At 34.4% G+C, this 23,458-nt stretch carries 18 protein-coding genes; 4 read left to right on the top strand and 14 right to left on the bottom strand.

What is annotated here, in order from left to right; all coding sequences use genetic code 11:
• Nucleotides 1-4: 4 nt before the first annotated feature.
• Together BLS90_RS04270 and BLS90_RS04265 are read left to right on the top strand one after the other, a co-directional pair.
• A complete protein-coding gene (locus tag BLS90_RS04270) occupies nucleotides 5-1,810 on the top strand; it encodes a peptide MFS transporter (protein WP_091255641.1) in 1,806 nt (601 codons plus the stop codon).
• Between the two features lie 44 nt (nucleotides 1,811-1,854).
• Nucleotides 1,855-2,313, top strand: a complete 459-nt coding sequence (locus BLS90_RS04265) for a thioredoxin family protein (RefSeq protein ID WP_091255638.1) — start codon at nucleotides 1,855-1,857, stop codon at nucleotides 2,311-2,313.
• A gap of 5 nt (nucleotides 2,314-2,318) precedes the next feature.
• Here BLS90_RS04265 and BLS90_RS04260 read toward each other — a convergent pair whose 3' ends face one another.
• From BLS90_RS04260 to surE, 5 genes are all read right to left on the bottom strand, one after another.
• Complete coding sequence (locus BLS90_RS04260; RefSeq protein WP_091255636.1) at nucleotides 2,319-4,355, bottom strand: ComEC/Rec2 family competence protein; 2,037 nt, start codon at nucleotides 4,353-4,355, stop codon at nucleotides 2,319-2,321.
• Nucleotides 4,356-4,449: 94 nt separating this feature from the next.
• The gene (locus BLS90_RS04255) at nucleotides 4,450-4,968 is read right to left on the bottom strand and encodes a C40 family peptidase (protein WP_091255634.1); all 519 of its coding nucleotides are present in this window, start codon (nucleotides 4,966-4,968) and stop codon (nucleotides 4,450-4,452) included.
• Between the two features lie 46 nt (nucleotides 4,969-5,014).
• On the bottom strand, nucleotides 5,015-6,127 hold the full coding sequence (gene lpxB, locus BLS90_RS04250) for a lipid-A-disaccharide synthase (RefSeq protein WP_091255632.1): 1,113 nt from the start codon (nucleotides 6,125-6,127) through the stop codon (nucleotides 5,015-5,017).
• Nucleotides 6,128-6,209: 82 nt separating this feature from the next.
• Entirely contained in the window at nucleotides 6,210-6,365 is a 156-nt protein-coding gene (locus BLS90_RS17295; protein WP_317039377.1) for a hypothetical protein, read from the bottom strand.
• Between the two features lie 109 nt (nucleotides 6,366-6,474).
• Entirely contained in the window at nucleotides 6,475-7,254 is a 780-nt protein-coding gene (gene surE, locus BLS90_RS04240; RefSeq protein WP_091255628.1) for a 5'/3'-nucleotidase SurE, read from the bottom strand.
• Nucleotides 7,255-7,461: 207 nt separating this feature from the next.
• On the opposite strand from surE, the gene BLS90_RS04235 reads away from it, so the two are divergent.
• Nucleotides 7,462-9,639, top strand: a complete 2,178-nt coding sequence (locus BLS90_RS04235) for a carboxy terminal-processing peptidase (RefSeq protein ID WP_091255626.1) — start codon at nucleotides 7,462-7,464, stop codon at nucleotides 9,637-9,639.
• 389 nt (nucleotides 9,640-10,028) lie between these two features.
• Here BLS90_RS04235 and rodA read toward each other — a convergent pair whose 3' ends face one another.
• From rodA to purH, 6 genes are all read right to left on the bottom strand, one after another.
• Complete coding sequence (gene rodA / locus BLS90_RS04230; protein WP_091255624.1) at nucleotides 10,029-11,264, bottom strand: rod shape-determining protein RodA; 1,236 nt, start codon at nucleotides 11,262-11,264, stop codon at nucleotides 10,029-10,031.
• 5 nt (nucleotides 11,265-11,269) lie between these two features.
• Nucleotides 11,270-13,222: a penicillin-binding protein 2 gene (mrdA, locus tag BLS90_RS04225; RefSeq protein WP_091255623.1), complete on the bottom strand. Its 1,953-nt coding sequence runs from the start codon at nucleotides 13,220-13,222 to the stop codon at nucleotides 11,270-11,272.
• On the bottom strand, nucleotides 13,219-13,725 hold the full coding sequence (locus BLS90_RS04220; RefSeq protein WP_091255621.1) for a rod shape-determining protein MreD: 507 nt from the start codon (nucleotides 13,723-13,725) through the stop codon (nucleotides 13,219-13,221). The genes mrdA and BLS90_RS04220 overlap by 4 nt, the downstream gene beginning before the upstream one ends.
• Nucleotides 13,718-14,542 (bottom strand): rod shape-determining protein MreC, encoded by an 825-nt coding sequence (mreC, locus tag BLS90_RS04215; RefSeq protein WP_091255619.1) that lies wholly within the window; start codon nucleotides 14,540-14,542, stop codon nucleotides 13,718-13,720. Before mreC ends, BLS90_RS04220 begins: the two co-directional genes overlap by 8 nt.
• A gap of 100 nt (nucleotides 14,543-14,642) precedes the next feature.
• Nucleotides 14,643-15,671, bottom strand: coding sequence for a rod shape-determining protein (locus BLS90_RS04210; RefSeq protein WP_066083017.1), 1,029 nt, complete (start codon nucleotides 15,669-15,671; stop codon nucleotides 14,643-14,645).
• Nucleotides 15,672-15,724: 53 nt separating this feature from the next.
• Nucleotides 15,725-17,251 (bottom strand): bifunctional phosphoribosylaminoimidazolecarboxamide formyltransferase/IMP cyclohydrolase, encoded by a 1,527-nt coding sequence (gene purH / locus BLS90_RS04205; protein ID WP_091255617.1) that lies wholly within the window; start codon nucleotides 17,249-17,251, stop codon nucleotides 15,725-15,727.
• A gap of 197 nt (nucleotides 17,252-17,448) precedes the next feature.
• On the opposite strand from purH, the gene BLS90_RS04200 reads away from it, so the two are divergent.
• Nucleotides 17,449-18,699: an ABC transporter permease gene (locus BLS90_RS04200; RefSeq protein WP_091255615.1), complete on the top strand. Its 1,251-nt coding sequence runs from the start codon at nucleotides 17,449-17,451 to the stop codon at nucleotides 18,697-18,699.
• Nucleotides 18,700-18,819: 120 nt separating this feature from the next.
• Here the strand turns inward: BLS90_RS04200 and accD are convergent, their stop codons facing one another.
• The 3 genes from accD to tamL all read right to left on the bottom strand — a co-directional run bounded on the left by accD (nucleotide 18,820) and on the right by tamL (nucleotide 23,438).
• On the bottom strand, nucleotides 18,820-19,674 hold the full coding sequence (accD, locus tag BLS90_RS04195; protein WP_091255613.1) for an acetyl-CoA carboxylase, carboxyltransferase subunit beta: 855 nt from the start codon (nucleotides 19,672-19,674) through the stop codon (nucleotides 18,820-18,822).
• A gap of 67 nt (nucleotides 19,675-19,741) precedes the next feature.
• Nucleotides 19,742-20,809, bottom strand: coding sequence for a class II fructose-bisphosphate aldolase (gene fbaA / locus BLS90_RS04190; RefSeq protein ID WP_091255612.1), 1,068 nt, complete (start codon nucleotides 20,807-20,809; stop codon nucleotides 19,742-19,744).
• Between the two features lie 61 nt (nucleotides 20,810-20,870).
• Nucleotides 20,871-23,438: a translocation and assembly module lipoprotein TamL gene (gene tamL / locus BLS90_RS04185; protein ID WP_091255611.1), complete on the bottom strand. Its 2,568-nt coding sequence runs from the start codon at nucleotides 23,436-23,438 to the stop codon at nucleotides 20,871-20,873.
• Between the last annotated feature and the right edge of the window lie 20 nt (nucleotides 23,439-23,458).

The raw sequence follows: 23,458 nt of genomic DNA, 5'->3' as shown, positions 1-23,458 counted from the left end.
TAATATGAGTGAAAATACTACAGATCAATTTTTTAAAAGTACCGTTTTAGGGCACCCTGCGGGATTATTCGTTTTGTTTTTCACAGAGATGTGGGAGCGATTTTCATTCTACGGAATGCGTTCTTTATTGATTTTATTTTTAACAGCTTCCTTTACAGATGGTGGTTGGGAATGGACTCGTGAAAATGCGTCTGCATTATTTGGATCCTATGTGGGTTTGGTTTATTTATCTACTATGTTAGGTGGTTATTTTGCTGATAAAGTAATTGGTTTTAGATGGGCTGTTGTTGTTGGTGCCACTTTAATGACACTAGGACATGCTTCTATGGCTGTCGAAACTGAATTTTCTATTTATTTAGGATTAGTATTGTTGGTTTTTGGAAATGGTTTCTTTAAACCAAACATGACATCAATCGTATCTGAAATGTACAAAGATCGTCCGGAAAAGAAAGATGGTGCGTATACTTTATTTTACATGGGTGTGAATGCCGGAGCGTTCTTCGGGATTTTACTTTGTGGTTATTTAGGAGAAAAAGTAGGTTGGACATACGGATTTGGTTTAGCCGGAATCTTTATGTTCTTTGGAATGTTACAATTTTGGTTGTCTCAAGATATCTTTGGAGACATTGGTTTAAAACCAAATAAAGAAAGTAAAGCAAAAGCAGAAGCATTGGATACAGATAAAAGAAATCCTTTTTCTTCTATACAATTAGCAGCAATAGCTTTCTCTTCTATTTTAGCTTTATTATGGCTTGTAAATGATCCCGCTTCAAAAATATCGGGAGGTAAAGTGAATATTTTTTCTTTCTTAGGTCCTAATGGAAACGCTATTGCTATTGTTTCTGCTTTAGTCGTATTTATTATATTGTTGATTTACAGATTTACTCAATATTCTAAAATCACCAAAGAAAAATTAATTGCGGTTACATTTTTCGCATTTCTGACTATTTTCTTTTGGGCCATTTTTGAACAGTCACCAAACAGTTTAACCATTTTCGCTAGTGATTATACGGATCGTGTTTTAACAGGCAATTGGAGTGTGGTGTTTTTAGTGATGAATTCATTAATCACTATTTTACCTTTGGTAATTATTACTTGGGTATTGATTTTATTATTCAAACAGACCTTTAAATTATATGCACTGGCAAATATTATTCTAAGTGTCAGTTTTATCATTATTTGGGCTATAGCAATCTGGATGTTGACAAAAGATTATTATACTGCAGGCTATTTATCATTATCAGATTCAACTTTGCAAGCATTGAAAATTGACAAAGTTACCACGGCTTTAACGGAAGTTCCAGCTACTTGGTTTTCTACTTTAAACTCTTTGTTTATTATTTCATTAGCACCGTTATTCTCTAAATGGTGGGAAAGTAAATACAACCCTTCTGCGAATTTGAAATACGGAATCGGAATGGGACTATTAGCCCTTGGGATGGCTTGTGTAGCTTTTGGCGCAAGCGGAATCGAAGCAGGTGCAAAAACCGCTTCTGTAAGTATGATTTGGTTAATTCTAGTGTATCTTTTCCATACTATGGCTGAATTGTGTATCTCGCCGGTTGGATTATCTTATGTGAGTAAATTAGTTCCGGCTCGTATGATTGCGTTCATGTTTGGTGTTTGGTATTTAGCGGTAGCAATCGGGATGAAAGGTGCCGGTATGTTTGGAGAGAATATTGATAAAATTGCCAATGAACACGGATTGAGTTACTTCTTTTGGATGTTGACTATAATCTCCATTGTAGTTGCTTTATTCTCTGTAGCGATGACTCCGGTTATTAAAAAACTGATGCACGGTGTTCGTTAAATTTTAGGTATCATTTTTGATTTTAAATCAATAAAATTATAAATATGAAGAAAATCATAGTTGCTTTGTTATTGTTTGCTGGCTCATTTGCCGCCGAAGCACAAGAATTAGTTTGGGAAACCAATGTTACTAAGGCAATGGCAATTTCTACTGAAACCAAGAAACCACTATTGCTATTTTTTACCGGAAGCGATTGGTGTGGATGGTGTATTCGTTTGCAAAAAGAAGTTTTGAAAACGCCTGAATTTGCGGCTTGGGCCAAGGAAAATGTAGTTTTAGTCGAACTGGATTATCCAAGGAAAGCGCCACAGACAGATGATATTAAAAAGCAGAATAATGAGTTACAAATGGCTTTCGGAATTCAAGGATTCCCTACCATTATACTAGCAAATGCCACGACAAAAGAGGGTAAAGTCAATTTTGAAGGGATTGGAAGTACAGGTTATGTTGCCGGTGGACCATCAGCTTGGTTGGCTGTAGCAAATGGTTTTCTGAAGAAATAAAATTCTTAATTCAATTTATAAAATCCCTTTTCGCCAGTTGCGTGAAAAGGGATTTTCTGTTTTTCACAACTGGCTTTCCATAGTTTTTGTATGTTCTTAAAGTTGGATGCATCAGCGATAACTAATTTGGGTTTCATTATTTGGAACAAACGGTCTAAATTTATTTTTACGGATTGTGTCAATACGATAATATCGGGTTTGATGTTTTTGGGATAAATTCCTGAGCTGTCTAACACAAAAATCTTTTTTCCATTAAAGAATATGAAATTTTGAAGTCTTTTTTTTTGTTCCAAAGTGCTAAAGTTTCCAATACGATAGGATTTTAAAAGACTATTTTTTTGTGCAGTTTTCAAAGTGCTGTCGTTGGCATAAACCAAAATGTTTTCGCCTTTTCTTTCCGCAATCAAGGTGCTTTTTTTGCTGTTGAAAACCACTAATTCTTGTTCCGTTTGAATTTTCCACTGTATTTTAAAATAAGAGAATTGTGAAATGAGAACAGCAATCAAAACCAAAGCCAATTTAGTAAAGCTCGGTTTTTTGAACCAAAGGATTACGGTAAACAATAGTAAATAACTGCTAAACAACAGGTAAAAATGAAGTGGAATATCCTGAATAATGAACTGTTCCAAAGAGGCAATTGCATTTATGATTTTATTTAAATAATAAATACTCCACTCCAATAGTTGCGACAAGAATACGGGAATGATATTAAACGCCGCCAAAAGCATCACCAAAACTCCCAAAATCATTATGATGCTCAGTAGTGGAATAATAATCAGATTGGTGACAAAAAACAAACCAGGAAACTGATGGAAATAATAAATGCTGAGTGGTAAAGTACCAATTTGGGCGGCAAAAGATACCGTCAGAGTATCCCAAATATATTTTGAAACCTTGTATTTTGGTTTCCAAGTGGAGGATAAAAGCGGTTGTAGCCAAATGATGAAAAACAATGCGATATAGCTCAATTGAAATCCAACATCAAATAAGAAAGAAGGTTCGACTAGTAGAATTAACAGTACTGAAACTAATAAGGTGTGGTAGATATTGACACTTCTGCGAAGATGATTTCCAATAGCGACAAAGGAAAACATCGTCACAGAGCGCACTACCGAAGGGGCTAATCCGGCAATAATTCCGAACATCGATAACGATAGGAGAATAATGATTAACTTAACAAATGAACCCCGCTTGCTATTGGGAATTGGTTTTAGAATAAAGGTTACAAAAAGCAAAATAAAGCCAATGTGTAATCCAGAAACGGATAAAATATGTACCGCTCCTGCAAATTGATAATCCCGAATAATGTCTGGCGAAATATCTTGTTGTTGTCCCATTATTAAGGCAATGGCAACGTTTAATTCTGTTTTGTTGAAATTATTTTTTTCTAAATTTCGAATGATCCGTGTTCTCAATTTGGATGAGTAATACCAGATGTTTTTGTCTATTTCTGTTCCGATTTTTATGTCGGCAACATCAGCATATAGTTGTGCATAGATTTGTTTGTTTTCAAGGTATTTGCCGTAATCAAATTGATTCGGATTATTGGGTGGTTTGTTTTTTGTTAATATGCCTTTTATCAGCAGAGAATTCCCAACTTGTAGGACATGGTGCAAACTGTCGTTTTGTATGTTCAATATGATTCTGCCGGTTTGTTCTTTCTGACCGATATGATTAATAATAGCGAGGTAACGATCGCTAAAAGCAGAACTTTTCATTTTTTCTCGAATCGTTAAAGAAATGAATTGCGGTTGTTCAAAAATAGACGTATTGTGAATGTAATTGCTTTCTTGGAAATAATCGGTATGTGCAATTTGGGTTGCAATTCCGATGATAAAAGACAAAAAATAGGTTCCGGCACCAAAATAAAGCGAGAGTTTACTTCTGCTTTTGGATAAAAAATAAAATAAAATAAAAATACTCACAGAAGTAATAAGTGCAATAAAAACAGCCGAAATAGAAGGATGCAGATAAAAAGCAAAAAGTAAACCTAATATAAACCCTATCGTAATTCTTGCCAGTGGGAATTGTAGTACTTTCATAACTCTAAAGTACACATTTTTAGTAAGAAACGGATTTATTTTTTTTAGATTTTTATAATTTTAAAAGTTAAATTTTCTCCAAAAATAGTATTAATTAAAGTACGCGATTAATTTGGACGAAGGTTTTTTGGTAATACGGTTCTTTGGTCGAGGAAATAATTACTCCTTTTGAGGTCGAGGAATGAATGAATTTTATTTCTTCATCTGTGGCTTCAATTACAATTCCAACGTGATTTATTGCTTTGTTTTTATTGGTTTTAAAGAATATCAAATCGCCTTTTTGAGCTTGATCTTTTTTTGGATTTAAAACAACTCCTATTTTCGATTGTTGAAACGAGTTGCGTGGTAGGCTAATATTTTCTGAATTAAAGACGGTATAAACTAATCCGGAACAATCATAACCAGCTCTTGTTGTTCCTGCATATTTGTATTTTACACCCAAGTTATCAGCAGCTGCATCAATTAATTGTTCTGCTAATTGGTTTGTTTTTCTCTTTTCAGATCGAGATAATTTCTCTTTTGGCTCTCCTTTTTTCGAAGTTACTATTGGCGATGTCGATTTACAAGAAGTAAAAAAAATGATAATGAAGAGTAGGAATACAATATGTTTCAAAAGAGTTTTTTTAAGTTGATATTAAAATTCGGAAATAAATTGGAGCTTAATTTAAATCATTTACAATCAATGCAGCTGTTTTTTCACTGGCTCCAATTCCGCCTAATTGCTCTTCTAATAACGCATATTTTTCTAAAAGCGTATTGCGATGGTCCGTTTTTAATATTTTTTCGAGTTCTTCCCGAATGCGTTTTGTAGTGCATTCTTCTTGAATTAACTCGGTTACCACTTCTTCATCCATGATTAAATTCACTAATGAAATGTATTTGAGTGTAATGATTCGTTTTGCAATTTGGTATGAAGCCCAACTGCCTTTATAACAAACAACTTCAGGAACTTTGAATAGTGCCGTTTCCAGTGTTGCGGTTCCTGAGGTGACTAATGCCGCAGTTGCATTTCGCAATAAATCATAGGTTTTATTAGAAATGAATTTTATGTTTTCCTGAGTGATAAAATTTTGGTAAAAAGAAAATTCCTGACTTGGCGCACCTGCAATTACAAATTGATATTCTGGAAAATCTTTTACAACGCTTAGCATAACACTTAGCATTTTAGTGATTTCCTGCTTTCGGCTGCCGGGTAAAATAGCGATAATTGGTTTGTCGTTTAATTGGTTTTCTTTTCTGAAAAGAACGGGATCAACTGCTGCTTGGTTGTGAATTGCATCAATCAGTGGATGACCAACAAATTCCACTGGGAATTGGTGTTTGTCTTCGTAAAACTTTTTTTCGAAAGGCAAAATCACGTACATTTTATCAATATCGCGCTTAATATCTGTTATCCTGCTTTCCTTCCAAGCCCAGATTTGCGGGGAAATATAGTAATGGGTTTTCATTCCCAATGCTTTCGCCCATTTGGCAATACGCAAATTAAAACCAGGATAATCAATGAAGATAAGTACATCAGGCTGAAATTCAAGAATGTCTTTTTTACAGATTTTAATGTTGTTGAGAATCGTTTTTAAATTAAAAATTACTTCAATAAATCCCATAAATGCTAATTCACGATAGTGTTTTACTAAAGTTCCACCGACATTTTTCATTAGATCACCACCCCAAAACCGGATGTCAGCAGTTGGATCTTTTTTGTACAGCTCTTTCATCAAATTTGAACCATGTAAATCACCTGAAGCTTCTCCCGCAATTATATAATATTTCATGTTTTTTCGATTTTGAATTTTTAAAATCAAACGGATAAAATCATTTTTGTTGGAATCATTTTATACAGTTGCAAAGATAAACTTAAATAAATAAAGTAAGTATAGCCAAGGCAATGACTGCCAAAACTACACCGCGAGCCATTATTTCTTTATTCATTTTGAGTAAAATTGCAAATGCTATCAGCGTTAGAATCGATCCCAATGTGATTAGTTTCCCTAAATTACCTTGAAATTTCATGATTTGAATTCCGGCGATAAATTTGAACTCCGAAAAAAAGCTTATAAAAAGGTACGATCCAAGCAAAGTTGTTGCAATCCCGATTAAAAATCCGAGCAATAGGTTTTTTTTATTCATTCCATTTCCAAGTGTTAAGTTGCTGAATTGCGTGATGCGCAGTCAAGTCAAATTGCACTGGAACTACAGATACAAAACCGTTTTCTAAAGCCCATTCATCTGTATCTTCTCCTTTGTCTTGGTTTACAAATTCCCCGGCAAGCCAGTAATAGTCTCTTCCTTGCGGTGTTTTTCTTTTGTCAAATTTCTCTACCCAGATTGCTTTCGCTTGACGACAAATCCGAATCCCTTTGATGTCTTCTTCTTTTAATTTTGGAAAATTAACATTTAAAACTACGCCTTCCGGAAGTCCGTTTTCAAGAACTTCTGCTGATATTTTGCGTATAAAAGATTTTATGGTGTCGAAATCCGCATTCCAATCGTAATCCAATAACGAGAAGCCAATAGCGGGAATTCCTTCTATTCCTGCTTCAACTGCGGCGCTCATCGTTCCGGAATAAATCACGTTTATGGAAGAGTTTGAACCATGATTTACGCCCGAAACACATAAATCGGGTTTTCGTTTTAAAATTTCGTTAACAGCGAGTTTTACACAATCAACAGGAGTTCCGGAGCAACTATATTCTAAGAAAGGATCGCTGTCTTTAGATAATTTATTCAAATATAATGTGCTGTTAATGGTAATGGCGTGACCCATTGCGCTTTGTGGTGTATCTGGCGCAACCACAACGATTTCTCCTAATTCAGCCATCACAGAAATTAATGCTCTGAGTCCTGGCGCTGATACACCATCGTCATTCGTTATTAAAATTAAAGGTCTAGATTTTTTCATTAGTATTTTGGCAAAAAAAGATTGATTTTTATGATATTGATGGCAAATGTAATGACACAGAATGGGATTAAGTAAACAAAAGATAAAAATTTGTTATCTTGAATCATTTAGCTTAATAAAAAAAAACTATTTTATATCTTTAACAAAAAATTAGGGGAGTTCTGCTACTGTTGGCATAGTTTTTACCTTATATTAGAATAAAAATTCATGAATACTATTCTTAACTTTATGAAAAGAAATTATAAAATTATCCTCGTTGTCGTATTTATTTCTGTGACTTTGTTTGCTTTTAAAATCAATGCGCCAAAAGCAAATGATCCGGAAAAAGACAAACTCCTTTTGGAATTATTAACTTTTGTTATTGAAAAAGGACATTATAGCCCAGCCACAATAGATGATACTTTTTCGAAAGGCATTTACAAGGATTATATTGAAGCTTTGGATCCATCCAAAAGATTTTTTTTACAATCGGATATTGATGAATTTTCAAAATTCGAGCTGCAATTAGACGATCAGTTATTGAGTAAAGATTTGAGTTTCTTCAATCTTACCTATGATCGTTTAATGAAAAGAATGAAGGAAAGTACAACGATTTATAAAGACGTTTTAAGTAAACCTTTTGACTACAGTATTGATGAAAGTTTTAATATTGATTATGAGAAAGCGCCTTATCCTAAAAACACAACAGAACTCAATGATAAATGGAGAAAGCAAATTAAATTGTCTACACTTTCATCTCTTATTGATAAACAAAAATTAGAGGAAGATAAGAAGAAAAACGACTCAAAATACAGTATAAAATCCTTTGATGTTTTAGAGAAAGAAACCAGAGAAAGTTCAGCTAAATCGCTTGATGAGTATTTTGGATTTATAAAAGATTTGGATAGAAATGACTGGTTTTCAGTTTATATCAATTCAATTACAGCACGTTTTGATCCGCATACAAACTACTTTGCAGCTGAAGAGAAAGAGCGTTTTGATGTAAGTATAAGTGGGAAATTAGAAGGAATAGGGGCTCGTCTTCAAAAGAAGAATGATTTGACTGAGATTTCAGAGCTAATTTCTGGTGGTCCAGCATGGAGAGGAAAGCAGTTGGAAGCCGGTGATTTAATCATGAAAGTGGCCCAAGGAAGTGGCGAAGCTGTAGATGTTGTTGGGATGCGTTTGGATGATGTGGTGAAGAAGATAAAAGGACCAAAAGGTTCAGAAGTGCGTCTTACCGTTAAAAAAGTAGATGGAACCATCAAAATTATTTCAATAGTCAGAGACATTGTTGAAATTGAAGAAACGTACGCCAAATCCAGTATTGTAAACAAAAACGGATTGAAATATGGTGTAATCTATTTACCTAAATTTTACATTGATTTTGAAAACACAGATGGAAGAGATGCAGGAAAAGACATCGCCATTGAAGTCGATCGATTAAAAAAAGCAGGTGTAAACGGAATCGTGTTAGATGTGCGGGATGATGGTGGTGGATCTTTGTCAACTGTTGTTGATATTGCAGGATTGTTTATCGAACAGGGACCAATTGTTCAGATCAAATCTGCTGGTAGAAAAAAAGAGGTTTTGTACGATAGAGACAAAAAAATAGAATGGGACGGCCCATTAGTGATCATGGTGAATAGTTTTTCTGCTTCTGCTTCCGAGATTTTGGCCGCAGCCATACAAGATTATAAAAGAGGAATTATTATTGGAAGCAAACAAACCTACGGAAAAGGGACGGTTCAAAATGTGATTGATCTAAACCAATTTGTTCGTAGTAGTTCTGTTGGAGATTTAGGTGCTATCAAAACGACGACTCAAAAATTCTATAGAATAAACGGTGGCTCAACTCAATTAGAAGGTGTACGCAGTGATGTTGTTATGCCGGATCGATATGCTTATCTAAAGATGGGTGAACGTGATGTCGATAATGCAATGCCTTGGGATAAAATTGATCAAGCAGAATATTCTGTTTGGGATAAAAATGGAAACTTTAATAAGGCGATTGCGAATAGTAAAAGTAGAATTAGTGCCAATTCACAATTTCAATTGATTGAGGAAAATGCGAAATGGATTGACAGTAGAAGTGAAGAGAATGTCTACAGTTTGAACATTGATAAATTTAAAATTGCTCAATCTGAAATTGAAGAGAAAGCAAAAAAATACAAACCAATTGTAGATTATAAAAATGCGCTGACATTTACATCGCTACCATATGAAACGGATGCTATGAATAAAGATGTTACGTTAAAAGAGAAAAGAGAAAGATGGCATGAAGCATTATCTAAAGATATTTATGTAGAAGAAGCGCTTAACGTTTTAGATGATTTGCAAACAAAAGCAGTATCTAAAAACAGCTTACCTGTAAAATTAAAAAAAGATAAATTAGCAAAGTCATAGTATTTGTCGTTTTTTAGTAACGATACGATTTGTAAATGCCCTAGAAATTCTATTGAATTTCTAGGGCATTTTTATTTTAGTAGCCTGGTGTCAGTGCTTATTTGGATGCTGATAGTAGTTTACTAGTGTCTTTTAGGCCTGAATTTAAAGATTGTAATTGTGTTCAAGTCTTATTGTTTTAGAAATATAGCGGGCTCAATTTAGTCTACAGTAAGATTGTAATTTCTTTCAACTCACTTTTGGACTTAACGGATTGCTTATTATAGTTAGCAGTGATTTAGGAGACATCAACTGGTTTTAATAGGGTTTGTCTACCTCTAAATGGAGATGGTCTACGACTCTATTTTATGTGTTTTATAATGGAAAGCGCAGGAGTAGAAGTTATTAAGCTACCATTCGTTCACTTTATTCGCATCCATTTTTATGAATATAAATAGTAATATGGTAAACCCCCATAAACCGGAACCTCCGTATGAAAAGAAAGGTAACGGAACTCCAATGGTTGGAAAAATACCCACAACCATGGCAATATTTACAAAAAAGTGCATAAATAAAATTCCTGCTACACAATATCCATATACCCTACTGAATTTTGTTTTTTGCCTTTCAGCCAAATAGATTATTCTAAGTAATAAACCTGCGAAAAGAGCTATAACAGTTAAAGAGCCAACAAAGCCCCATTCTTCGCCTACCGTTGTAAAAATATAATCGGTATGCTGTTCTGGTACAAATCCTCCTTTAGTTTGCGTTCCTTCTAGGAATCCTTTTCCAAACCAACCGCCAGAGCCTATCGCAATTTCTGATTGATTGGTATTGTATCCAATACCTTTCATGTCCACAGTTTTGCCTAAAAGGATATTGAAGCGATCCCTATGATGCTGTTTAAACACATTATCGAAGACATAGTCCACGGAGAAAACGAATCCTGAAATCAGCACGAAAAGAATACTGCTTAAAACGATATTTCTGTCTGCTAATCGAGATTTAAAGTGGACAATAATTATAACCGCTAATCCAATTAGAATGACATATTGAGGCTCTAGAACAAGCGTTAATACAAATAAAAAAACAGTTACAAAGCCAGTCCAAACATACCATGATGGAAGTCCTTCACGGTATAAAACAATGATAAATATACTATAGATTAATGCACTCCCAGGATCGGGTTGTGGTAAAATGAGCAAAACCGGTAATATTATGATTGCGAGAGCCTGCCATTGTCGAGCAACATCTTTTAGATTGATTTGAGTATCGCTTAGATATTTTGCCAAAGCTAATGCTGTTGCTGCTTTTGCAAATTCAGAAGGCTGTATTGTGAAACTCCCTATGGCATACCAACAGCGCTGTCCTGCGATAGTTTTACCAAATAAAAATAAGCCCGCTAATGTTAATAAAGAAATTCCGAAAATTATACTGGCGTATTTCTCATAGAATTTTCCGTCAACCGATAGTACAACAAAAATTAAAGGAATGGTTAGTACGATGAAAATCAATTGTTTTTCATAAGTATCTTCCATAGATGAAAGGGAAGACGAATAGATGTTTAGCCAACCTAAAATAACCAATGACGCATAAATGATTATGCTTATCCAGTCAATATTATTTGTTACACTTTGGTTTTTCATTCGGATTAAATAGCTTGTTTTTTCTCTTTTGTAGAATCTATTTTTACTTTGGCAGTTGGAATCATTGTTTTCTTTTTTAGAAGAGAATCACTAATTCTTAATTGTAATTTGACTGCCTCTGAAAGTCCACCTAATTTAGCATATTGACTTTGCAAACTAGTTGCAAGAATTCTTTTTTCTAAATCAAGTCTTGTAATCTTTTGACGTAAGTACTTTTCAATCATCAAGCTGGCAATTGGTCCAGCGATTGTAGATCCAAAACCTCCATTTTCAACCATAATGGCAATCGCGATTTTTGGATTGTCCTTTGGTGCAAAGGCCACAAATATAGAATGATCCTTTAATTGAACTCTTTGACCTCCTATTTTTGCGAAGTTTTCAGCAGTTCCTGTTTTACCGCAAATGTCAATTCCCTCTACTTTAAGAGCGCTTGCGGTACCCATATTATAAACATCAAAAAGGCCACTTATAATTGGTTTGAAATGTTTTTTGTCAATCGTTGTTACATGTTTGGTTGTAAATTTTTTATCAATTGTATGCCCTTCGATTCTTTTGATGATATGAGGAGTATAGTAGTGTCCTTGATTAGCTATTGCTGCCATCATATTAGCTAGTTGAATTGGCGTCATCACAACCTCTCCTTGACCTATTGAATTTGAAATAATTGTGGTACTTCTCCAACCACCATTAGGATAAATTCTTTTGTATGTTTTAGAATCTGGTATTTTACCTCTTTTACCTGTTGGCAAATCGTATCCCATAAATTGTCCAAGTCCAAAGCTTCGAATGTGATTGCTCCATACATCAACCGCTTGAGCCGGTTTAGCATATTTATTTATGGTTTTCATGTAAGCCGTCGCAAAATAGGAATTGCAGGACTCATAAATACCTCGGTGCAATTGAAGGGCACCACCTCTGCAATGGCAGCGCATGAATCGACCTCTAGCATAACTAAAACCATGATTACAACTGACAGTAGTGTTCTCGTCAATTACTCCTTCCTGAAGAGCAACGAGGCCAGTCAAAATTTTGAAAGGTGAACCAGGAGGGTATTCCGCCAACAATCCTCTGTCATATAAAGGTTTTGCTATAGAATCGCGGTATAATTCAGTGTAGTTTTTAGATCGTTGTCGTCCTACTAATATTCCTGGGTCATAAGAAGGAGCGGTTACAAGTGCTAATATCTCTCCAGTACTTGGTTCAATGGCAACAATTCCACCTCTTTTATTTATCATTAATTCTTCCCCATATTTTTGTAGTTCCGCATCTATCGTAAGATTAATGTCTTCACCTTGTACAGCAATAGTATCGTATTTCCCGTTCTTGTAGGAGCCGATTTCGCGGTTGTATTTGTCTTTTTGAATGTATTTGACTCCTTTTACTCCGCGCAAAATTTCTTCATAGCTTTCTTCAACACCCTGACGTCCTATTAAATCACCACTGTTATAGTATGGATTTTTTTGAACTAATTTCTCATTTACCTGAGTAATACCCCCAAATACATTAGCTCCAAAAGCCACTTCGTAATCCCTAAGGGAACGCTTTTGAACATAAAACCCTTCGTATTTTCGTATTTTTTCTTGAAATGCAGCAAATTCACTTTTGTTTAATTGAGATAAAAAAACGGACGGAAGACGCGGACTATATATTGTTGCCTTTTTTATGTTTTTTATAAAAGTTTCTTTGGTGATATTTAATAATTGGCAAAATTCTAAAGTATCTATTTTTTTTACTTCTCGAGGTATTACCATGATGTCATAGGATGCCTGATTGGCTACTAATAACTTTCCTTTTCGGTCATAGATGTAACCTCGTTCAGGGTACTCGTGTTTTTTTTTAATAGCATTATTTTCCGACTTTAACTTTAAGGTGTCGTCAACCACCTGCAAATAAAAAATTCGCATCACAAGTAGAGAAGTAGCAAGAATAATTAAAGAGGGCAACAAGACTTTTCTCATCTTTTATTTGGCTTAATAAGGTATATGATGATAATGCATATAATAATGGTGAATACAGTGCTTAATAATGTGGTTAATAAGGTGTCTAGGATATACGACAATTGAAATGCTTCTAGTAAAAACAAGGTAAAGTGATGAATAACTACGGATAATAATATAAAAGAGAATCGTTGTGGTGTTAAAACATCATTCAATTTTATAGTTTGGTATTCGTAGCTCAATCCGAAGGCAAACTTAAAAATTGACGGTCTGAAATAAGCTAAAACTAAACACGCTGTTGCATGTGTTCCACCTGAATTACTAAAAAGATCCATAATGATTCCAAGTAAAAAACTGGCCGCCACTAAACCAGATTTATTGCCATTTACAGGGTACAATATGATGAATAAAATATAGGGAAATGGACTGATATAGCCCAAAAAATTCATGTTGTTAAATATGATAATCTGAATGGCTAATAACAGTATAAATCGGAAAATGTTGACTAACAAGGTGCTATTCATCTTTTTCTCTTTTTTCTAAATTAGTAATTTCGTCGCGATCTTTACTTTTTATTATATAAACATGGCCCAGATTGGTCATGTCATTAAAAAGTTTAATATCCAAGGTATAAAAGTTAGTTTGAGTATCTCTGTATATCTTCGCTATTGTTCCAATGTTAATGTTTTCAGGAAAAATAACCGACTGCCCTCCAGTAACAATGGTGTCTCCAATTTTTATCAATGCCAATCTTGGAAGATCAGTCAACTGTACAAAACCTGTACTTTTTCCATTCCAGTTCAATGAACCAAAATGATTGGATTTTTTAATTTTAGCATTGATCTGAGTTCTTTTGTTCAAAATGCTGATCACAGTAGCATATTTGGGAGAAGTGTTTTCTATAATACCTATAATCCCCAAGCTATTTACAACGCCCATGTCTGTTTTTACGCCTTGCAATTCACCTGAATTTAACGTCAGGTAATTTTCATAGACATTATAAGAGTTGTGGATTACTTTAGAAACAATTATGTCTTCTAGCTTGACGCCTTTCAAACTGTCTAATTTTCGTACTGCAGTTGTATCTTCAGAATTAAAAAGGAGGCTTTTGAGTTTCGCATTTTCAAGTGCAAGTGCATCATTTTGAGTTTTTAAATTTAAATACTCATTTAGATTGTTTACTTTTTCATAGACACCACCACTTAAAAAGTTTGCAGAACTTATTATTTTGCTTCTATGAAAAGAATGGGATTGAATCGTAAGAGATAACGATATCCCTAAAAGCAGCAAAAACAGTATTCTGTTACTGTTTTTAAAAATAAAATTAAATATTTGCTGCATTGTTTAAAATTAAATATTTTAAATAAATCAAAAGTTAAATTCTAAATCCCAGCAGTCCAATTTTCTGAACTATAGAGTGGAATTTAGAATTTTGTTTTTCTTATTTTATCAGTATACTTTTGAATTTCACGATGTTTTTAAGGGCCATACCAGTTCCTCTAACAACGGCTCTTAATGGATCTTCTGCTATGTAAACCGGTAAGTCTGTCTTTTGAGAAATTCTTTTGTCCAATCCTCGCAACATAGACCCTCCACCAGCAAGGTAAATACCCGTGTTGTAAATGTCTGCAGCTAATTCTGGAGGTGTTTGAGATAAGGTTTCCATTACGGCATCTTCGATACGTTGTATCGATTTGTCTAACGCTTTAGCAATTTCTCTATATGAAACTTCAACTTGTTTTGGTTTACCAGTAAGCAAATCTCTACCTTGAACCGACATGTCTTCAGGAGGAGTTTCTAAATCTTCTATTGCAGCACCAATTTGGATTTTTATTTTTTCGGCCGTAGTCTCTCCTACAAAAAGATTATGTTGGGTACGCATATAATATACAATGTCATTTGTAAAGACATCACCAGCGATTTTAACTGATTTGTCGCAAACAATTCCACCTAAAGCTATTACGGCAATTTCAGTTGTTCCACCACCAATATCAACAATCATATTTCCCTTTGGCTGCATAATATCAATCCCAATCCCAATAGCTGCTGCCATAGGTTCGTGGATCAAATATACTTCTTTACCATTAACTCTTTCGCAAGACTCTTTTACGGCTCTCATCTCCACTTCAGTAATGCCAGAAGGAATACAAACAACCATTCGCAATGCGGGTGTAAACATTCTTTTCTTTAAAGCGGGTATGCTTTTTATAAACAAGCTTATCATTTTTTCAGAAGCATCAAAATCAGCAATTACACCATCTTTTAAGGGTCTAATCGTCTTAATATTTTCATGTGTTTTACCCTGCATCATACTTGCTTCTTTACCTACAGCAATGATTTTGCCTGATACTCTATCTCTAGCAACTATAGATGGGCTGTCAATTACAACTTTATCATTATGTATGATTAAAGTATTAGCGGTACCAAGGTCTATCGCAATATCCTCGGTCATGAAATCAAAAAATCCCATAAGTTTTTTAAGGGTTAAAAGTTATAAATTTGTGACGGACAAAGTTAAACAAATTAATGTTTAAAATGACGAGTTCCAGTAAATACCATTGCAACTTTATTTTCGTTGCAATAATTAATGCTGAATTCATCTTTTATCGAGCCTCCTGGCTGAATTACAGCAGTTATTCCAGCTTTATGCGCTATTTCCACACAGTCTGGAAAGGGGAAAAAGGCATCGCTGGCCATCGACGCTCCGTGCAAGTCAAATCCAAAACTTTTAGCTTTTTCAATAGCCTGAAGCAAGGCGTCAACTCTTGAGGTTTGTCCAGTGCCTGAAGCAATAAGTGTGCCGTCTTTTGCAAAAACAATCGTATTGGATTTTGTGTTTTTACAAATTTTAGAAGCAAATATTAAATCTTGAATTTCTTGTTCAGTAGGCGCAGTTATAGTAACGGTTCTAAGTGCTTCTTTATTGTCAGTAATGTTATTTCTTTCTTGAACTAAAATTCCATTTAAGCAAGTTCGCACTAATTTTTCTGGTAATGCAACCTCATTTTGTACTAATATAATTCGGTTTTTCTTTTCTTGTAAAATTGCGGTAGCTTCAGCATCATATTCTGGAGCAATTACAACTTCACAAAACAGTTTGTTTATTTCAGTAGCAGTTGCTACATCAATTTTGGTGTTGGAAATCAAAACACCTCCAAAAGCTGAAGTTGGATCACAAGCTAATGCGGCTAGATATGCTTCATTAATGGTAGTTCTTGACGCTAATCCACAAGCATTATTGTGTTTTAATATGGCAAAAGTAGGGCCTTCTTGTTTAAATTCATTGATCAAATTTACTGCAGCATCTACATCTAATAAATTATTGTAGGACAGCTCTTTTCCGTGTAATTTCTTGAACATAGCCTCAAAATCACCAAAGAAAAATCCTTTTTGATGTGGATTTTCTCCATATCTTAAAATTTGGCCATTTTCGATACTTTCTTTATAAATGGTCTCGTCTGTGTTGAAGTAATTAAAAATAGCGGTATCATAATGAGAAGAAACATGAAATGCTTTTGTCGCCAATAGTTTTCTGTCTTCCAATGTTGTTGCGCCATTTTGCTCCGTAATCATATCTAGTAGTAAACTATATTGATCTACTGACGCTACGATGACAGTGTCTTTGAAATTTTTTGCAGCAGCGCGAATTAACGAAATACCACCAATATCAATTTTTTCAATGATATCGGCTTCAGCTGCTCCTGAAGCAACCGTTTTTTCAAAAGGATATAAGTCAACGATAACCAAGTCAATTTGGGGAATGTTAAACTCTTGCATTTGTTGAACATCACTTTCATTATCTTGGCGATTTAGTATTCCTCCAAAAACTTTAGGATGCAAGGTCTTGACTCTACCACCTAGAATCGAAGGGTAGGAAGTCACATCTTCTACTGGGATTACTGGAATTCCTAGGTTTTTTATGAAATCTTCTGTTCCACCGGTAGAATAAAGTGTAACATTTTGACTGTTTAGTTGTCTTACTATAGGTTCTAATCCCTCTTTTGAAAAAACAGAGATTAAGGCCGATTGAATTGTTTTAGTTGTGCTCATTATGTAGTTATAGTTATAAAATGCAAAAATAGTTTTTTAATGTCAAAATTAAGCCATTTGAAATTGAGATAATTATATATTTTGTAGCTATTTCATTGGCTCAATCAAAATAACAGCGCGACACGGTAAGGAAACGCTTTTTCATTAGGTTTTTGATTAATATTTATTGAATTTTACTTTAACACAAAACAGATTGTATGCTAGTTTACCTTCGATTATTAAAAGAGAGTTTTGGTTTTGCAATGAATGCATTGACAAATAACAAGTTAAGAACCTTGCTTTCTTTGTTAGGAGTTACAATAGGAATTTTTTCGATTATAGCAGTTCTTGCTGCGGTAGATTCATTAGATAGAAAAATCTCCAAAGATTTGAGCGGTTTGGATAAAAACACCATTTATTTAATCAAGTTTTCTTTTGGTCCTTCTGAAATTCCACAATGGAAAAGAGATCAATTTCCTAATGTTAAGTATGATGAATATACCTATATGAAAGGAAGTATGACTAATACAGACCAAATGGCCTATCAAATATTTACTAGAAAAGAGTCTATTAAATATGATTCAAAAACGGTAAGTGCGATTAATATTGTCCCGGTTTCTCATGAATTTATAGACATTCAGGGTCTTGAATTCGAAAAAGGTCGTTTTTATAATGAATCCGAAGCTAATTCAGGAGCTACGGTCATTGTTTTGGGGAATGAAATTGCAAAATCCTTGTTTGAAGATGCCGAGCCCATTGGGAAAAATGTACGTTTGTATGGAAAACGTTTCACGGTAATAGGAGTTCTTAAAAAAGAAGGCTCTGGTTTATTTGGAGACAGTAACGATACGTCCGCTTATATTCCAGTCAATTTCGTCCGACAATTGTACGGGGATAATAATACGTCCTTAACCAATGTCATTATTTTCAAGCCGGAAAAAGGAGTTGATATGGAAGCTTATAAAGGTGAGATATCTCAAAAATTAAGAAGCTTTAGAGGTTTGAAAGCAGGGGAGATAGACAATTTTTTTATTAATGTGTTCTCCGGTTTTACCGACCTTATTGATGGTATTTTGGGACAAATGAACCTTGTAGGATGGATTATTAGCGGTTTTTCATTACTTGTAGGTGGTTTTGGAATTGCTAATATTATGTTTGTTTCTGTAAAAGAACGAACCAATTTAATTGGGATCCAAAAATCATTAGGAGCTAAAAATCGATTTATTATGTTTCAATTTTTATTTGAAGCAGTAATCCTGTCCGTGATTGGGGGTGTAATTGGCCTTTTGTTGGTTTGGATTATTTCTGTTATTTTAACAAAAGCATTAGATTTCGAATTTGTCTTAGGGATGGGAAATATTATTTTAGGAACTGGATTGGCCGCAATAATTGGATTGATCTCTGGAATTCTTCCTGCTATTGCAGCGTCTAAATTAGATCCTGTGGAAGCAATTAGAACTGGGATGTAAATTTAGAAGTAGTACCGTCTAAAAGGCATATAAAAACGGCTTTCAAATTTATTTGAAAGTCGTTTTTATTTATAGCCTATTTGTTTTAACCAAAAAATCCCGATTGCTCGGGATTTTCATTTATCGAATAACGTTGTTTTGAATCAAGTCGATGTATAAGTTAATCTTATCTTTCAATTCTTTTCGTGGTGTTATAAAGTCTAAAAAACCATGTTCAAGTAAAAACTCAGCAGTTTGAAAACCTTCTGGTAAATCCTTACCGGTGGTGTCTCGTACTACTCTTGGTCCTGCAAATCCTATTAATGCACCTGGTTCAGAGATGTTAATGTCTCCTAACATTGCGTAGGAAGCGGTAGTTCCTCCCGTGGTTGGGTCTGTACACAGTGAAATGTAAGGAAGTTTAGCTTCAGCAAGTTGAGCCAGTTTTACAGATGTTTTGGCTAATTGCATTAACGAGTATGCCGCTTCCATCATTCGAGCTCCACCTGATTTAGAAATCATTATAAAAGGCAAGTTGTTTTTAATAGCATGATCAATTCCACGTGCAATTTTTTCTCCTACAACAGCACCCATGGATCCACCAATGAAGGCGAAATCCATACAGCAAATTACCACGTCTTTTCCTTTGGATTTTCCAACTCCAGTGCGCACGGCATCCTTCAGTTTGGTCTTCTCCATAACGTCTTTTAAACGATCTGCATATTTCTTGGTGTCAACAAAATGCAACGGATCTTTAGAAGTCATGTTTTTATCCAATTCAACAAATTCATTATTGTCAAATAAAATTTGGAAATATTCAGCACTTCCTATTCTAACGTGAAAACCATCTTCGGGACTTACAAATAAGTTTCGCGCGAGTTCGTCGGCATCAATAATTTTTCCAGTAGGTGATTTGTACCAAAGTCCTTTTGGAATGTCCATTTTGTCTTCAGTAGCAGTGGTAATCCCTTTTTCTTTTCTTTTAAACCAAGCCATATTTATTGTTTTTGTTGTTTCAGGTTTAAAGTTTTTAAACCTTAAACCTGAAACTTTAAACTTTTTATTATAATGTATTCACGTTGTTCAAGTCAGCAAAAGCTTGCTCCAGTCTTGTATTGAAAGTGATTTCGCTTTCACGCAACCATTTTCTCGGATCGTAATGTTTTTTGTTTGGAGCATCAGCACTTTCTGGATTTCCAATTTGAGTCTTCAAATAGTCAATATTTTTCACCATATAGTCACGAATACCCTCCGTGAATGCAAATTGCAAATCAGTATCGATGTTCATTTTTATAACACCATAACTAATTCCTTCTCTAATTTCTTCTAAAGTAGAACCAGAACCACCATGGAAAACAAAATCTACTGGATTAGGTTCTGTATTGAATTTGTTTTGTACAAAATCTTGAGAATTCTTCAATATTTTTGGAGTCAATTTTACATTTCCAGGTTTGTAAACACCGTGTACGTTTCCAAAAGCAGCAGCTATTGTAAATCGAGGGCTTATTTTAGAAAGTTCTTCGTATGCATAAGCAACTTCTTCTGGTTGTGTGTATAATTTTGAACTATCAACATCAGAATTGTCAACGCCATCTTCCTCACCACCTGTAATTCCAAGTTCAATTTCCAATGTCATTCCCATCTTGCTCATTCGAGCTAAATATCCCTTACAGATTTCGATGTTTTCTTCAATTGGCTCCTCAGATAAATCAATCATGTGAGAAGAATAAAGCGGCTTTCCAGTTTTAGCAAAGTGTGCTTCTGATGCATCTAATAATCCGTCAATCCACGGTAATAATTTTTTTGCACAATGGTCAGTATGCAAGATTACGGTTGCTCCGTAAGCTTCCGCCAAAGTATGAATGTGCAATGCTCCAGCAATTCCACCAGCGATTGCTGCTTTTTCACCTGCATTCGAAAGTCCTTTTCCAGCGTTAAATTGTGCTCCTCCATTAGAAAATTGAATGATCACTGGTGCGTTTAATTTTGCTGCAGTTTCAAGAACTCCATTGATAGTATTTGATCCCGTAACGTTTACCGCCGGAAGTGCAAATCCTTTCTCTTTAGCATAATTAAAAATTTCTTGAACCTGATCTCCTGTAGCTACGCCTGGTTTTATGTTGTGTGCCATTGTACTTTTTTTAGTTATTTCTTTTAGTTTTTAGTTTTGCAAAAATAAGAATTAATTAGCATTAGAATGGATAATTTATTCCAAAATTTAAAACGGAGTTAGAAAAGTTGTATTCTCTAAACCATCTTTTGTTAGTTTCATTAGCTGGATTGTACGTTTTAAATCCTAAATCAAAACGAATTACAAAAAAGCTCAAATCATACCGAATTCCAAATCCGGTTCCCAATGCCATATCTTTCAAGTCACTGAAGCTCGTAAAGGTGGACTTCTCATCTACTACATTATCCAGCACGCTCCAGATGTTTCCAGCATCAGCAAAAATAGCCCCTTTTAAACTTCCTAAAAGTTTAAAGCGGAATTCTCCACTAATAGCTATTTTCATATTCGCTTCATTAAAATCATCTAAAGCACCGCTGCTGCCTGGGCCTAAACCGTAGGGTTGCCATGCGCGATTGTCATTAGATCCCCCGGAGAAGTAACTTCTGGAGAACGGAATATAATTAGAATTTCCAAACGGAATGGCAATTCCAAAAAAGGATCTGAAGGCTAGAATTTTTTCTTTCGATAAATCCCAATGCTTGATGTAGTCAAATTCCGTTTTCACATATTCTGAATACTCTAAATTGAATATTTCATAATTGCCATTAACGTTTTTCTTTTGATTTGTGGTTTTTGCAAAAGCAGATAAAATTGTTCCTGCAGATTCTATTTTGGTTTTGAAAAGGTAAAAATTATTGTCTGTTAAATCTTTTTTGGTTGTTTTTGAAAAAGTAAAACTAGTGGCTAGAATGAAGTCATTTTCTGTTAGTCGCAGTCTTCGTTCTTCAATGCTTTTTACGGACTCGACATCAGCAGCTTCTAATGGTTTTAGAAAAGTTGCATTACCTGTCAGAACATCATTTGTAAAACCACGCGTGCCTTGCTCAATTAGCAAATCTTTATCGATGGCATTGTTGTAATAAGTAGTATTTGTATTGTATGCTTTGCTTATTTCATTCAAAGCATTATACGATGAGCCGTAAACATTAAAATAATTTGTCGGATTTAAATTTCGTACAAACTGAGTATTAAAAAGATCAAATCGTGCCGTATGATTTATTTTTGGAGTCCAATTATAGGAAAGTGCTCCTGTAAAATTCTCTTTGTCTAATCCTATATTTCTTTGTTTTGCGAAACCAACGGTTATCAGAGTCGAGGGAATCATACTCTTTGCAATGATTTTATCGGTATTAAAGGGCATAAAAATTCTTGGAATATTTAGTTTTAAATCCAAACCATATTCTGAAACATTGAAGAAGTTATTTTTTGGATTTGCCAAATCTTTCGAAGCGCCAATGTTGCCACGCGCTGCAATTTCTAAAGTTTCAGCGCCATTAAATACATTGCGAATCGTCTCCGATACACTTAGTCCAACACCAAAATCCTGAATGTTAGAATGTGTTACGTCCAGCGTAGTTCCAAAACTGTATTTTTTTCTTGGAGTCAAATATACTTTGGCAATTAATGACTGCGCGGTAGTATCTCTTTTGTCAACTTCGTATTGTATGGACGGATAATTGAAAATTTTAAGATTATTCAAATAGCGCGTTGTTAAAACGGTTTTATTGTCTGCATACAATCCACCCTTGGTGATAAAAATAGCATTAGTAATAGCTTTTGGTTTGTATTTTAACTTTTCCTGACTGTACAAATTGAAGTTTTTATAAGTGGTGCTATCTTTAATATTCAAGGTGTTTAAGCTTGGAGAATAATCAGTGTATATGTTTACATCGCTAATTTTGTATATTTTAAAAGGGGTTGTTTTAGTAGAATCGCCGTCTTGATAAGAGTAATTAGCGATCATCAAAGTGATATTTGCCTGATTCACTTTTTTTATAGTATCAATATCAAAAGTTACATAATTTGGCTGAAAGTTGTAAACGCCATTATTTCTGAAATTTGTGGTGATGCGATTTTTTTCGTTGTCAAAATCTTCAGTTTTATATTGATTACCTGATTTTACAAAGGTGTTAAATTTATTTATTTGATACAAAGAATCTAAAACCGGGGTTGCAATAGTGGCTCTTAAGGAATCTATAAAAAAAGCATTTCCGGAAGTTATGGCATATTTGATCTTCGCCTTTTTAAGCTTCAAAGTATCTATGGCGTAAGCAGCTTGTACATTAAAAAAACCATTGTTGAAATAGTAGTATTTCAAACGCAGTATTGATTTGTCTGCTCTTTCCTTGTCTATAATAATAGGGGGTTCGCCGGTTCTTCTCAAAAAATCGTGAATTCCGTGGTACCAAAATGATTTGCCTAGGCGGTTGACCTGCTTCTCTGACAACCATTTTGATTTCCTTTTAAATTTTTCAGGATTATTTGTAAACTTAGCTTTATAGGTTGAATCAGGATTCAGATTGGCAAGATTATAAAGATTTAAACGCAAGCGATATCCCAGTAAAGTGCTATTAGGTTTCTGGTACAGTTGATTAAAAACATTTTCATCTTTAATTGTTTTGTCATTTACTGTAATTTCGTTTTTTGTAAGCAGTAGTTTTCCTTCCGGAACTCTTTTTACGGCGTTACATGCACAAATTAGTATTGCAATTACGATAAATGCAGTTATTTTTGTATAAATTTTTTTCAAGTGTTCTAAAATATTTAATT

The sequence above is a fragment of the Flavobacterium omnivorum genome (assembly GCF_900099915.1).
In the GTDB taxonomy this organism is placed as follows: domain Bacteria; phylum Bacteroidota; class Bacteroidia; order Flavobacteriales; family Flavobacteriaceae; genus Flavobacterium; species Flavobacterium omnivorum.
The sequence above is the reverse complement of the archived record's forward strand: the minus strand, read 5'-3'. Positions and strand labels throughout refer to the sequence as shown.